Below are 13,834 nucleotides of genomic sequence, written 5' to 3'. Positions count from 1 at the left end.
GTATTAAGCACGCTCAGTGTAATAAAATTTTTCTGCTTGCCTCACAAAAAACGATCCTCCCCTTTGATCGAAATTTCATCTTCGCCTATATGACTAGTCATTAAATTTTAAATGACTAGTCATATAGGGAGAGAGCATGAACAATTCACTGCCAGCCAACTTTTTATGGGGCAACTCGGTGTCCAGCATGCAGACGGAAGGGGCCTGGAATGAGGGCGGGAAGGGGATGTCGGTGTACGACATTCGTGAGGCCGGGGAAAACGTTTCCGACTGGAAGGTGGCGACCGACTCCTACCACCGCTACCGGGAAGATTTCGACCTGATGCAGGATCTGGGCATGAACTGCTACCGCTTCCAGATCTCCTGGAGCCGCGTCTGCCCGCTGGGTGACGGCGAGTTCAACGACGAGGGCATTGCCTTTTACGACCGCTTTATTGACGATCTCATCGCCCGCGGTATCGAGCCGATGGTCTGCCTCTACCACTTCGATATGCCGCTGGCGCTGGCGCAGGAGTACAACGGCTTCAACGATCGCCGCGTGGTGGAAGCCTTTATCCGCTACGGCAAAAAGATGATCGACTGCTACGGGGACCGGGTGAAGTACTGGCTGACCTTCAACGAGCAGAACATTTTCCATATGCCGGAAGCGTTCCGCATTTCCGGCTATATGAAGGGCGAGAAGACTCTGCGCGAGCTGTATGAGCTTCAGCACCATGCGATGGTGGCGCACATGTCGCTGACCGAATACCTGCACCAGACGAAACCGGGCCAGCTAATGGGCGGCATGCTGGCGCACCAGCTGATTTATCCGGCTACCTGCAAGCCGCGCGATATCTTCTGCGCCCAGCAGTACGACGAATTCCTCAACCAGAACCTGCTGCGCGTCTTCGCCGGTCAGGGCTACAGCCCGGCGGTGATGGCGGTAGTTGAGCAGGAGGGCTTTGGTGATATCTATCGCGCCGACGATCTCGCCCTGTTCGCGCGCACGAAGAACGACTTTATGGCCTTCAGCTACTACGCCAGTAAAACGCTGGACAGCGATGCGATCCCGGAAGGCACGCCGGTGAACAATTACCTGCTGCACGGCGAGAAAAATAACCCGTACCTGAAGGCCACCGAGTGGAACTGGCAGATCGATCCGCTGGGCTTTCGCACCATCATCACCCGCTATGCCAACGACTGGCGGATGCCGGTCTTTCCGATTGAAAACGGCATAGGGGTGATTGAGTCCTGGGACGGGGTCAACCCGATTGAGGATACCTACCGCATCGACTACCACCGGGCGCATATCGAGGCCATGAAAGACGCGATGTTCGAGGATGGCGCAGAGGTCATGGGCTACCTCGGCTGGGGACTGATTGACATTCTCAGCTCGCAGGGCGACATGCGCAAGCGCTACGGCGTGGTCTACGTCAACCGTGAGAATCACGACCTGAAAGACCTGAAGCGCGTGCCGAAGAAGAGCTACGCGTGGTTAAAACAGGTTATCCATACCAACGGACGCGAGATGTAAGCCGTACGCTGCCGGGCCGTTTTTGTGACTGATTGATGGGACCTATCCGCTATGTCTGAAACAAAAATAACACCGCACATGCAGTCTTTTGTCGATAAATTTGTTGAGTTCTCGGCGCGCCTGGCAAACCAGGTGCACCTGCGCTCCCTGCGCGATGCCTTCGCCACGGTGATGCCGATTTTCATCCTCGCCGGTCTGGCGGTGCTGGTGAACAACGTGGTGTTCCCGTGGATTTTTGAGGGCGACACGCTCACACAGTTTAAAGTGTGGGGCGAGGCGATCGTCAACGGCACGCTGAACATCGCCGCGCTGCTGCTGGCCCCGATGATTGCCTGGTCGCTGGCGCGCAACAAAGATTTCGACAATCCGGTCTCGGCAGTGGTTATCGCCGTCAGCAGTTTTATCATCATGATGCCGATGCGCTTACAGATTACGCCCGTCGGCAGCGAGGCCACGGTGAACGTCACCCAGGTGCTGACGTTCGCCAATATCGGCTCCACCGGGATTTTCGCCGGGGTGCTGATTGGGCTGCTCTCAACGGAGGTCTTCATCGCTATTTCGCGCCTGAAGGCGCTGCACATTTCACTGGGGGAAAACGTGCCTCCGGCGGTGAGCAAATCCTTTACCGCGCTGATCCCGACCATTCTCACGCTGTCGCTGTTTGCGGTGCTGGCGGCGCTGCTGGCGAACGTGCTGCACACGGATCTGATCCACCTCATTACGACCTTTATTCAGCAGCCGCTGAGGCTGATCAACACCAGCCTGCCGGGGACCCTTTTCATCTACAGCTTCGGCAACTTCCTGTTCACGCTCGGTATTCATCAGTCGGTGGTCAACAGCGTGGTGCTGGAGCCGTTCCTGCTGATTAACACCAACGAGAACATGCTGGCCTTCGCCAACGGACAGCCGATCCCGCACATTATCAACAACATCTTTGTGCCGACGTTTGGCATGGTGGGCGGTACGGGCAGCACGATCTCGCTGCTGATTGCTATCTTCATCTTCTCCCGACAAAAGTCGGCGAAGCAGGTGGCGCGGCTGTCGCTGGCGCCGGGCCTGTTCAACATCAACGAGCCGGTGATTTTCGGCCTGCCGATTGTCTTTAACCTGCCGCTGATGATCCCGTTTGTGCTGCTGCCCGCCATCGGCATTTATTTTGCGTGGCTCTGTACCACGCTGGGGCTGATGTCGCGCTGCGTGGTGATGATCCCGTGGACCACGCCGCCGATCCTCAGCGCCTGGCTGGCGACGGCGGGGGACTGGCGCGCCGTGGTGGTGCAGTTGGCAATCATTGTATTTGGTGTATTCTTCTACCTGCCTTTCCTCAAGGTGGCCGAGAGAGTGGCGCTGAAGAACAGCGGGACAGAAAACTAATCAGAAGGAAGGACGATGGCGGCGAAGTACATCACCATAGCGCGGGAAATCAAAAAACGCATCATCAGCCAGCAGTACGCCGCCAATGAACCGCTGCCGGACCAGTTTGCGCTGGCGGCGGAGTTCAGTACCAGCCGGATGACCATTCAGCAGGCGATGCGCCAGCTGATCGTCGAAGGGCTGGTCTATACGCGTCAGGGGCAGGGCACCTTCATTCGCAAAAACTTTCTCCAGCTTTCGCAGTGGGATCTCTCCGGCAGCGACTACTTCGGGGCGACCAAAACCTGGGAGCATTTAGGCACGGTGACGAGCAAGGTGGTGCATTTCGAGTTGCGCTTCCCGAACGAGAAAGAGCAGGCGTCGCTGATGATAAACCCGGATGCGCCGATCTACGACTTCATCCGCCTGCGCTTGCTGAACGGTGAGCCCATGTCGCTGGACGCCACGGTGATGCCGCTCAATCTGGTGCCCGGCCTGAACAAAGCCCATCTTGAAAGTTCGGTGTTCCAGTACGTTCAGGAGACGCTGGGGCTGAAGATCATGGGGTCATATCGGGTGGTGAGGGCGCTGAAGCCCAGTGCGCTGGATATGCAGCATCTGATCTGCGAGCAAACCGATCCGGTGCTGGAGGTGGAGCAGGTGATCTATCTGGAGGACGGCACGCCGCTGGAGTACGCCCACTGCCATTATCGCTACGATCATGGCGGCATCGTTATCGTAAATAACGGATAAAAAAAAGCGGGCACCGTGGCCCGCTTTTTTGACGTTTCGCAATCAGTTCAGACGTACCGGCATACCGGAACGGTTCTGAATCGCCTGGTCAACGACGGTCGTTTCAACATCCGCCTGAGAGGTCACGGCCTGCACCGCGCTGGTCAGCTTAATCGGCACGATTTCGTTGTTGTTGATCTGATCTTCGCTGGTGGACAGCGGGTTGTGCACTTCAATGTAACGGCTACCGTCCGGCTCGGAGGTCGCTTTCACCGGTTCGTTGATGAACTGCACGCGCGTGCCGACCGGCACGTTTTCAAACAGGAACTTAATGTCGTCGTTACGCAGACGCACGCAGCCGTGGCTCACGCGCAGGCCGATACCGAAGTTGGCGTTGGTGCCGTGGATGGCATACAGACGGCCAATGTACAGCGCGTACAGACCCATCGGGTTATCCGGGCCGGCAGGTACAACGGCGGGCAGCGGCTCGCCCGCAGCGATGTATTCCGCGTGCATTTTGGCGGTCGGCGTCCAGGTTGGGCCCGCTTTCTTACGCTCAACTTTGGTGGTCCAGTTCAGCGGGGTATCTTTGCCCAGCTGGCCGATGCCAATAGGCAGCACGATCACCGTGTTGGTGCCTTTCGGGTAGTAATACAGACGCATTTCGGCGCTGTTGATCACGATACCTTCGTGAACGGTATCCGGCAGGATCAGCTGCTGCGGAATGTTAAGCACCGTGCCCGCTTTTGGCAGGTATGGGTCAACACCCGGGTTAGCTTCCAGCATGTTAGACAGGCCGAGCTGGTACTGCGCCGCGAAGTATTCCAGCGGCTGGGTGTTACCTTCCGGAACCGTCACCACCTGGTTTTCACCCACCAGACGGCTTCCGTCTGTCGGCAGGGGATACGTCACCGCAGACGCGGTCTTACAAAAACCTACTACGGCTAACGCCGCCGCAAAAAGCGTTGTTAATTTCATGTTCATGTTATGCGAGGTATCTAAGCCATTCTGGCGATGAGTTGATAAGACTGAATCTGTAATGGGAGCGCATTATATGTGCATTCCCGTTAACTGGGAATTCAGATGTGTACGAAATCACATTTTTTTCGATTTTGTTAAAGTTTAGTGGATTACCGCAACACGGGATCTCAATTCGGAATTGTGGCATAATGCCGTGTTTATCACACTTTTCGCAGGAATCTCTCCGTGTTAGTTACCAGCAACGTCACTATGCAGTTTGGCAGTAAGCCGCTGTTCGAAAATATTTCCGTCAAATTTGGCGGCGGCAACCGTTACGGCCTGATTGGTGCCAACGGTAGCGGAAAATCCACCTTTATGAAGATCCTCGGCGGCGATTTAGAGCCGACGCTGGGCAACGTGTCGCTCGATCCGAACGAGCGTATCGGTAAGCTGCGTCAGGATCAGTTCGCCTTCGAAGAGTTCACCGTGCTCGACACTGTGATCATGGGGCACGCGGAGCTGTGGGAAGTGAAGCAGGAGCGCGATCGTATCTACGGTCTCGCCGAAATGAGCGAAGAAGACGGTTACAAAGTGGCCGACCTGGAAACGCAGTACGGCGAAATGGACGGCTACTCTGCGGAAGCGCGTGCGGGCGAGCTGCTGCTGGGCGTCGGTATTCCGGTAGAACAGCATTACGGCCCGATGAGCGAAGTCGCCCCAGGCTGGAAGCTGCGCGTGCTGCTGGCACAGGCGCTGTTCTCTAACCCGGACATCCTGCTGCTCGACGAACCGACGAACAACCTGGACATCGACACCATCCGCTGGCTGGAGCAGACGCTGAACGATCGCGACAGCACCATGATCATCATCTCGCACGACCGTCACTTCCTGAACATGGTTTGTACGCACATGGCGGATCTGGACTACGGCGAGCTGCGCGTTTATCCGGGCAACTACGATGAGTACATGACGGCGGCAACGCAGGCGCGTGAACGTCTGCTTGCCGACAACGCCAAGAAGAAAGCGCAGATTGCGGACCTGCAATCCTTCGTGAGCCGCTTCAGCGCCAACGCCTCTAAATCCCGTCAGGCAACATCACGTGCCCGCCAGATTGACAAGATCAAGCTGGAAGAGGTGAAAGCCTCCAGCCGTCAGAACCCGTTCATTCGCTTCGAGCAGGACAAGAAACTGTTCCGTAACGCGCTGGAAGTTGAGGCGCTGACCAAAGGCTTTGATGAAGGCCCGCTGTTTAAAAACTTCAACCTGCTGCTGGAAGTGGGCGAAAAGATTGCCATTCTGGGCGCCAACGGCGTGGGTAAATCCACCCTGCTGAAAACCCTGGTAGGCGAACTGCAACCGGACAACGGTACCGTGAAATGGTCAGAAAACGCGCAGATCGGTTACTACGCGCAGGACCATGAATATGAATTCGAAAACGACCTGACCGTCTTCGACTGGATGAGCCAGTGGAAGCAGGAAGGGGACGACGAGCAGGCGGTACGCAGCATTCTGGGGCGTCTGCTGTTCAGCCAGGACGACATCAAAAAGCCCGCCAAAGTGCTCTCCGGTGGTGAAAAGGGCCGTATGCTGTTCGGCAAGCTGATGATGGAAAAACCGAATATCCTGGTGATGGACGAACCAACCAACCACCTGGATATGGAATCTATCGAATCGCTGAACATGGCGCTGGAGATGTATCAGGGCACCCTGATTTTCGTCTCTCACGACCGTGAGTTCGTCAGCTCCCTGGCGACCCGCGTGATCGAAATTACGCCAGAGCGCGTGGTGGACTTCACCGGTAACTACGAAGATTACCTGCGCAGCAAAGGTATCGAGAGCTAAAAAAAAGCCCGGTGGCGCTTCGCTTACCGGGCTTACGGGCGACTTTGTAGGCCGGGTAAGGCGAAGCCGCCACCCGGCAATGTTCAGAGCACCCACTCGCTCCCTTCAATCCCGTTCACCCGCAGCGTACGTTTTTCTCCAGCCGGTAATGACACCTTCAGCACTTTCCACGCCGGACGATAGTCACCGCGCGCATTCACCTTCAGGTTGATGGTTGATCCGTCACACACCATCTCCCATTCCACCCACAGCGCGTTGCCGTTCCGGTAGCCCCAGCTTTCGCCGTCGTCTTCAAACAGCAGTCCGGAGGTGGTGCCGACGCCTTTCACCGGGAACAGCTTCAGCTCACGGGTATCGTCTTTATCGGCGCTCACGTGACGGATGCGATCGCTGAGCGGCAAACCGGCCCCGGCGCGCACCAGCAGCGGCAGTTTTTCCAGCGGCGCGTCGAGAACGATCGACTGACCGCCGGCGAACCACGCGTGGGTGTAAAAATCGTACCAGCCGGTGTCGTTGTCCGGTAGCCAGACGCGGCGCTCGCGCTGCCCGGCTTCGACGACGCTTGCCACCAGCAGGTCGCGGCCCAGCAGGAAATCATCGCACTCTTCGAACGTCTGAACATCGTGCTCGTGATCGAGGAAGGTCGGGCGGAGCATCGGCTCGTCGTCGGCGTGCGCCTGCCAGAGCAGGGTGTAGAGATACGGCAGCAGGCGATAGCGCAGTTCAATGGCGCTGCGGATCGCAGGGGTCACGCCCGGGTACATCCACGGTTCGTTCACGGTGCGATCGTCATTCCAGGAATGGATGGTGAAGCGCGGATGCATCACGCCGTTCTGCACCCAGCGCACGAACAGCTCGGCGTCCGGCTTATCACCAGAGAAACCGCCCACGTCGTGACCGACGTTGAACAGCCCGGACAGGCTCATGCCCAGCCCCATGCGGATGTTATAGCGCAGGGTGTCCCAGTTGGTGCGGTTGTCGCCGCTCCAGGTCTGAACGTAGCGCTGCATCCCGGCGCAGCCGGAGCGGGAGATCAGATACGGACGCTTCTCCGGCGCAAAACGCTGCTGCGCTTCCAGCGAGGCGCGCATCATCAGCAGCGGCATCACCGGACGAATGTGCTTGATGGCAATCTCCTTGCCGAAACCATAGCAGCGCGCTTCCCCGTCCCACACTTCGTACTCGTTGTTGTCGTTCCAGGTGGAGTCGATGCCCATCTCCAGCAGCTGCGTGGTCACGCCGTTCTGCCACCACTGCACCGTCTGCGGGTTGGTGAAGTCGAGGTGCGAGCCTTCGTCATCCCAGAAGCTTGAACGTTCAGGCGCATCGGTTTCTGAATCACGAATGAACAGGCCGCGTTCCGCCACCTCGCCGTAGCGAGGATGATCCTGCAACAGGCACGGCTTGATGTTAGCCGCAAGCTTCAGCCCCGCATCGTGAAATGCCTGGCTCATCACCTTCGGCTGCGGCACCTTATCGTAATTCCAGTTGAAGACGTAGCGCTTGCCATTAATCGAGGTATAGCCGGAGGAGAGCTGGAACGAGTCGCACGGAATGGCGTGCTCATCGCACAGGCGGATGAAGTTCATCAGCTGGTTCTGGGCGTCCGGCGCGTCGGTGTAGTGCATGGTCGAGCCGCTGTAGCCCAGGCTCCATTTCGGTCCGAACAGCGTTTTCCCCGTCAGGCGAACGAAGGCTTTGGTGACGTCCAGCGCGCGCTTGCCGGTGAAGAGGTAGTAGTCGATGTCGCCCGCTTCTGCCTGCCAACGGCGATAGGCGGTGTGATAGTTGTCGATCTCGTTACCCAGATCCAGCCAGCAGCTGCTCAGGTTGTCGTAGAACAGGCCGTAGCTCACGTCATCGCGGCGGGTGAGGGTAAACGGGATGTGCTTATAAAGTGGATCGGTGCTGGCGGCGTTGTAGCCCATCGCGTCCAGGTTACGCATCTCATAGCGTTTGCCGTTGCGCTGTAAATCACCCGCTTTCTCGCCCAGACCGTAGAAACGCTCGTCCTTGCGGCGGCTGAGATAGTGCGCCACGCCGTCGCCGTGAGCGTTCAGCAGGTAGGCGCTGGTCGGGCGATCCTGGACCAGCGGCTGCCATTCGCCCGCATCATTGCGGTAGTGCCACTCCAGCCACAGGGGCTGGTGGACGGTGACGCGCAGCTGCTCGGTTTCCACCGTTAACGTGTCATCCTGCTGCGTCAGGGTCCAGGCCGGGCAGGAGAAACCGCTTATATCGTCACGACGGCGGCCTTCCCACGGCACGTCTTGTTCCGGGGCGATACTCCAGGTGCGGTCCAGCGCCAGCTCGCCTTTGCGTTTGATCAGCACGCGGAACAGGTTCTGTTCCAGCACATACAGGCACAGGCGGTGCTGATTATCTACCAGCAGTTCCAGATGATTCGCAGACTGCTTATCGACGGTCCAGTTTTTCAGGGTTTTCATATGCAATACATCCACTATCAGGCGCGCTTGGCGCGACGTTCAGCAATAAATGCCACCAGGAAGAGTGCGCCAATCAGGTCAAAGAACCCCATGGCGATAAAGAGCGGGTTGAAGCCGATTTTGTCGGCGGTCACCCCGATTAACAGGGAGAACAGGAAGCTGGCGATCCACGCTGCCGAGCCGCGCATGCCATTGACGGTCGCCATCTGGCCCTTATCAAAGGACTCCACCACCAGCGCGCTCAGCATGCAGGAGATAATCTGGTGCCCGAAGCCGCCGATGGAGATCAGCACGATGGTGATATACGGGTCGCGAGTCACGGCGACGATGGCCAGCGAAATCATCAGGAACGCGCCGGTGACGGAGCTGGCCACCACCGAGTTGACGCGGGAGCAGCCGAACCAGCGGGTGTAGAGCCGGGTGAGGTAGCCGCTCGCTACGCTGCCGAGGTCGGCGGCGAGGAACGGCAGCCAGGCGAACATCGCGATCTGCTTCAAATCCATGCCGTGCTCTTTAGCGAGGTACAGCGGCACCCAGAAGCTCAGCACTGCCCAGGCGGGTTCCGCCATAAAGGCCGGAATGGCGATCCCGTAAAAACGTTTGTTCTTTGAGACGGTTTTCAGCGCGGTCAGAAAGGGCAGCCTGACCGGCGCAGGTTCGTTATCCTGCTTGATAAACGCCAGCTCGTCGCGGCTCAGGTTCGGGTGCTGCTCTGGGTTGTGGTAGAACGCCCACCAGAGGATCACCCACAGCAGCGCCAGCACGCCGGTAAACATAAACGCACCCTGCCAGCCAAACGAGGCGTGGGCAAAATAGATGATAGGCGGGGCCAGCATCGCGCCGATGGAGAAGCCCACGCCCGCCCAACCGGCGGCAACGGGACGCTCTGATTTCGGGAACCATTCACCGATGGTTTTGGCATTCGCTGGGGTGGCGGCAGCTTCGGAAGCGCCCATAAAGAAGCGCAGGATCGCGAGATGCAGCCAGCTTCCGGCGCCCGCATGGAAGATGCACATCAGCGCCCAGATCCCGGCGCAGACCATAAAGCCAATCTTGAGGCCAATAACGTCGATCAGCCAGCCGCACAGGGGCTGGAAAATGGTGTAGGCAATCTGAAACGCGCCGACGATCCAGGAGTATTGCTCGGTGGTGATACCAAGGCTCTCCTTCAGCTCAGGGGCGAGAATACCTAACGAGTTACGGGTGATGTAGTTGACGGTCACGCCAAGAAGAAACAGCACCAGTACATACCAGCGCAGGTTCTTAATGACGCGACGGGTTTTGCTTGTCGCAACGGTGTTATTGATGTCCTGACTCATTTTCTTCTCCACAAGACGGACGGTAGGGGACGTGGGTTCAGGTGTCACACAGCGTTATGCGTTTGAAAGTTATCTGTTTTAGAGTATTAAGCTGCTATACAACTAGTATGGAAGTTGTGTGACAGGTTCACCTTAAGAGAGAAAATGAGCAGGGAATAGTGGATTTTGTGCAAACTTTCTCATAACTGAGGTTCGTTTTTCGGCATTATGGCGTTCAGCTAAGTTATTACCTGACAAAGATGCTGTGAAAATTTTTTCATTTCACATCTGGAGCCAGATCACAAAATGGATAAAAGGCTTAAAATCACCGAAATCGCCGCCCGTACCCAGCTCTCCATCAGCACCGTTTCTCGCGTGCTGGCGGGGAAGGCAAACACCAGCGAAAAGGCGCGGGCGAAGGTGCTGGCGTGCGCGCGGGAACTGGGGGTAATGGACGGTATGGCGGCGGGGCGGTTACTGCTCAATAGCCTGGTGGTTTTTGCCCCGCAGCGTGCTTTTGACGAGCGGTCCGACATCTTTTACTACCGCGTCATCCAGAGCGTCGGTAAAGGCCTGGCTTCGCACGAGGTTCGCCTGCGTTACTGCGCGCTGGAGGAGAACGACAGCGACGCGCAGCTGTTTCTGGCCCGGATGAACGAGCCGGATACACAGGCGGCCATTCTGCTTGGTATCGACGATCCGCATATCCACGATCTGGCGGTGGACGTGGGTAAGCCCTGCATGCTGATTAACTGCCGGGACCGCCACATGCGCCTGCCTGCCGTTGCGCCGGATCATCGCGCCATTGGCGAGCGGGCGGCGGAGTACCTGTTCGAGATGGGGCACCGCGAGGTGATGAACGTGCTCTGCCTGCGCCGGTACACCATGGAGCTGCGCCTGTCGGGGATCCGCGACGCGTGGCACGCCCATAACCTCAGGTTTAACGACAGGCGCGGCCTGCTGGTGGTGCCGAGCTTCAGCGCCAGAGAGACCGAACAGCTGGTGAGCGAGTGGCTTAATCAGCAGCAGGGAAAGGACCTGCCCACCGCGTTTCTGGTCGGCGGCGATTTTATGGCGGCAGGCGCCATCAGCGCGCTGCAAAATCACGGTCTGCGCGTGCCGCAGGACGTCTCGGTGATGAGCATCGACGGATTTAATCTGGCGGCGATTCAGGATGTGCCCTTAACGGCGGTGCATGTCCCGCGCGATGAGCTAGGAACGGAAGCGGTGCATATGCTCCAGCAGCGGCTGATGCGCCCGGACGCGCCGGTCGGAACATTGCTGCTGAACGGCACGCTGGCCGTGCGGGAATCGGTACGGCGGATACGTCAGGGAAAACGACGCACCGCCGTTGAGCGGGAAGGGCTGTACGACAGTTAAGCCATGCCCAGCGCGCGCTTGCCGTGAATGTTCAGATCGTTCACGGTGAAGCGGTCCTGCCAGCTTTTCTCATAATCCTCGCGCGGGAAATCGCCCGGTGACGCCCCGGTTTCCAGCGCTTCCTTGACCTTTTTCGCGTAGGCGAGGTTTTTCTCGCACATCGGCGCGGCAGGAATATACATCACGTTGCCCCAGCCCTGCTGATTGTCCACCGGCGCGACGGAGTGGATCACGTCGCAGTGCCACCAGACAGAATCACCGGCTTCCAGCGCCGGAATGCTGGTTAATGCTTCGATCAGCAGCGGGTGCCACTTCTCAGAAATCGGCAGCACGCGCCCCGGCGCCACGCCGCACAGCTCGTCTTCCGGCACATCGTCCAGCAGCGGACGCAGCAGAATGTACGCCATCGCTTCCGGGATCGGCACCACGTGCAGCAGCCCCTGTCCCGGGATCATATCCGACAGCGCCGTCCAGCCCTGGAAGGTGCGGAACACCGAGCATTTGGTGGTGTTATCCACGGTGTACTCTTCCACTTCGGTACGGTGTGCGGCGTTCCACGGATCGTATTTCTCGACGTTGCCGTCAAACACGCGGGCAAAGACCTGCTGATAAGCGGGCAGCAGCCAGCGCTCCAGCGCGCCGGAATCGGTATGCGCCCCCAGCCCTTTGGAGGTGGTTCCCGGCGGACGGCGGCGGATGCGGTCCGGGTAAATTACGCTCACGTCAGGGTCGAACCACTGCTTGCCGTTGCTCTCGAATGTCCATAAACGGTTCAGGAACGACTGTACCTGCGCCATCTCTTCACTCTGGCGCGCCTGCATTTGCGCCTGTGACCAGTAGATCGGGTAAATCTCCGGACGGGAGGCGGTTAAGGTGCCGAAAAAGTTGTCGCCCGGCCCTTTGTACACCTCGTCAAACTTGTTCAGATCGAGGTAGTCGAGCATCGACTGATCCCATGCCAGCGCCTGCTCCCGCGGGAAGTGGCCTTTGATCACCGCGCAACCGCGACGTTTAACGGCTTCGCGCTGGGCGTCGGTAATCGTGCGGTTTTTCACATCTGCAAAGGGAATTACCGGCCAGACGGTTTCGCCTTTATTCTTCAGCGCGTTGATTTCCGCCACGCGGGTGGCAATGCTGTCGCTGAGCCTGTCGAACACCGCCTGAACGTCGCCAATCTGGGCCCGTAGCTCGCGTTTCATCTGACGAATTGCCGCTTTGTGGTCCGCCGGCAAGGTTTCACTGGTAAAGGTCATAACTGCCTCGCATCTTTCATTCGAAAGTAAAAGTGTCTACAAGTGATACTTTAAGTTAAAAATAAGTTAATGCAAGTTTAATAACTTGACGCAAGCCACAGGACGGGAAAAGAGTGAGGAGCCGGAGCGAGGCTCCGGCGAGGAAAGGATCAGACGTCGAAAGGAGAGTGGTTGTCGAGCACGGCCTGAATCACGTTCAGCGCGCCCTGATGGTTGTTATCGTCGGTACTGTAGCGGCTAATGTCTTTAATGCTCTGTGCCGCGTTGCCCATCGCAAAAGCGTATTTCACCAGCTTCAGCATTTCCGCATCGTTGCCGCTGTCGCCAATAGCCACGCAATCCTGCGGAGAGATTTTCCAGCGTTTCAGCAGGCGGCTGATGCCGTTAGCTTTGTGCAGGCCGGGGATAATCAAATCGACAAAACCGAAGCCGCTGGTGACCGGCTTCATGATGCCGTCCAGGGAGACGTGCAGTTTATCGACCAGGTTCGGGATTTCGCTGTCCGGCAGGTTCAGGGAGAACTTAAACAGCACGTCGTCAATTTCGCGGTAATCGCTGATGCGCTTTAAGCGGTGATAGTGCTTTGACATCAGCGCCACGAACGCATCAGGGGCCTGGTCGCTGACGTAGGCGCTCTCCAGCCCGCAGGCCACAAAGTTCAGCCCTTTATCCTTCAGCAGTTCGCCAATAACGATCTGCGACTCATGGCGCGTCAGCTCGCCGTGGAAAATTTGCTCACCGTGATCGAAGACCAGCGCGCCGTTTTCCGCCACGAAGGAGATCTGCTCTTTCAGCTCGGGGAAGAAGGAGATGAGCTGGTAATACTGGTTGCCGCTGGCGACAACGAATTCAATATTGCGGGCGTTAAGCTGTTCAAACTGTGCCTGGAAGCGGTCACGATCGTACTGCTTGGCATCATCAAGGAAAGTTCCGTCCATATCGGTGACGATAACTTTAACGGTCATACTGTGCTCCTGGGTCACTGCGTTTTGAAACATTCTAATAACAAGGTGACGGGGAGCACAAATTTAATTTCATTCGAAAGTAAAAGCAAAA

General features: G+C 57.7%; 10 protein-coding genes. 5 read left to right on the top strand and 5 right to left on the bottom strand.

Features of this window, described 5'->3' with window-relative positions; genetic code table 11:
- The first annotated feature begins 136 nt into the window (after nt 1-136).
- From IM267_RS02090 to IM267_RS02080, 3 genes are read left to right on the top strand one after another with little or no spacing between them, the layout of a single operon-like run.
- A complete protein-coding gene (locus IM267_RS02090) occupies nt 137-1,513 on the top strand; it encodes a glycoside hydrolase family 1 protein (RefSeq protein ID WP_193032601.1) in 1,377 nt (458 codons plus the stop codon).
- A gap of 51 nt (nt 1,514-1,564) precedes the next feature.
- Complete coding sequence (locus IM267_RS02085; protein ID WP_193032600.1) at nt 1,565-2,887, top strand: PTS sugar transporter subunit IIC; 1,323 nt, start codon at nt 1,565-1,567, stop codon at nt 2,885-2,887.
- A gap of 15 nt (nt 2,888-2,902) precedes the next feature.
- Complete coding sequence (locus tag IM267_RS02080; protein ID WP_063866189.1) at nt 2,903-3,619, top strand: GntR family transcriptional regulator; 717 nt, start codon at nt 2,903-2,905, stop codon at nt 3,617-3,619.
- Nucleotides 3,620-3,661: 42 nt separating this feature from the next.
- On the opposite strand, the gene ldtB is transcribed toward IM267_RS02080, so the two are convergent.
- Nucleotides 3,662-4,582 (bottom strand): L,D-transpeptidase, encoded by a 921-nt coding sequence (gene ldtB, locus IM267_RS02075; RefSeq protein WP_063449266.1) that lies wholly within the window; start codon nt 4,580-4,582, stop codon nt 3,662-3,664.
- 222 nt (nt 4,583-4,804) lie between these two features.
- Here ldtB and IM267_RS02070 point away from each other — a divergent pair, with 222 nt between their 5' ends.
- The gene (locus IM267_RS02070; protein WP_063866190.1) at nt 4,805-6,400 is read left to right on the top strand and encodes an ABC-F family ATPase; all 1,596 of its coding nucleotides are present in this window, start codon (nt 4,805-4,807) and stop codon (nt 6,398-6,400) included.
- A gap of 83 nt (nt 6,401-6,483) precedes the next feature.
- On the opposite strand, the gene IM267_RS02065 is transcribed toward IM267_RS02070, so the two are convergent.
- Nucleotides 6,484-8,847: a TIM-barrel domain-containing protein gene (locus IM267_RS02065; protein ID WP_193032599.1), complete on the bottom strand. Its 2,364-nt coding sequence runs from the start codon at nt 8,845-8,847 to the stop codon at nt 6,484-6,486.
- A 17-nt stretch (nt 8,848-8,864) separates the two neighbouring features.
- The gene (locus IM267_RS02060; protein ID WP_107534987.1) at nt 8,865-10,166 is read right to left on the bottom strand and encodes an MFS transporter; all 1,302 of its coding nucleotides are present in this window, start codon (nt 10,164-10,166) and stop codon (nt 8,865-8,867) included.
- A gap of 285 nt (nt 10,167-10,451) precedes the next feature.
- Here IM267_RS02060 and IM267_RS02055 point away from each other — a divergent pair, with 285 nt between their 5' ends.
- The gene (locus tag IM267_RS02055; protein ID WP_193032598.1) at nt 10,452-11,525 is read left to right on the top strand and encodes a LacI family DNA-binding transcriptional regulator; all 1,074 of its coding nucleotides are present in this window, start codon (nt 10,452-10,454) and stop codon (nt 11,523-11,525) included.
- On the opposite strand, the gene IM267_RS02050 is transcribed toward IM267_RS02055, so the two are convergent.
- Together IM267_RS02050 and IM267_RS02045 are read right to left on the bottom strand one after the other, a co-directional pair.
- Nucleotides 11,522-12,778 carry a DUF1479 domain-containing protein gene (locus IM267_RS02050; protein WP_193032597.1) on the bottom strand — a complete coding sequence of 419 codons (1,257 nt, stop codon included), beginning with the start codon at nt 12,776-12,778 and terminating at the stop codon, nt 11,522-11,524. The genes IM267_RS02055 and IM267_RS02050 overlap by 4 nt on opposite strands.
- A 149-nt stretch (nt 12,779-12,927) precedes the next feature.
- Nucleotides 12,928-13,743 (bottom strand): Cof-type HAD-IIB family hydrolase, encoded by an 816-nt coding sequence (locus IM267_RS02045; protein ID WP_193032596.1) that lies wholly within the window; start codon nt 13,741-13,743, stop codon nt 12,928-12,930.
- Nucleotides 13,744-13,834 lie beyond the last annotated feature (91 nt).

This window comes from Enterobacter cloacae complex sp. P15RS, assembly GCF_014895905.1.
Classification (GTDB): domain Bacteria; phylum Pseudomonadota; class Gammaproteobacteria; order Enterobacterales; family Enterobacteriaceae; genus Enterobacter; species Enterobacter quasihormaechei.
Note: the sequence above shows the minus strand (reverse complement) of the source record. Positions and strands in the feature narration are given on the sequence as shown.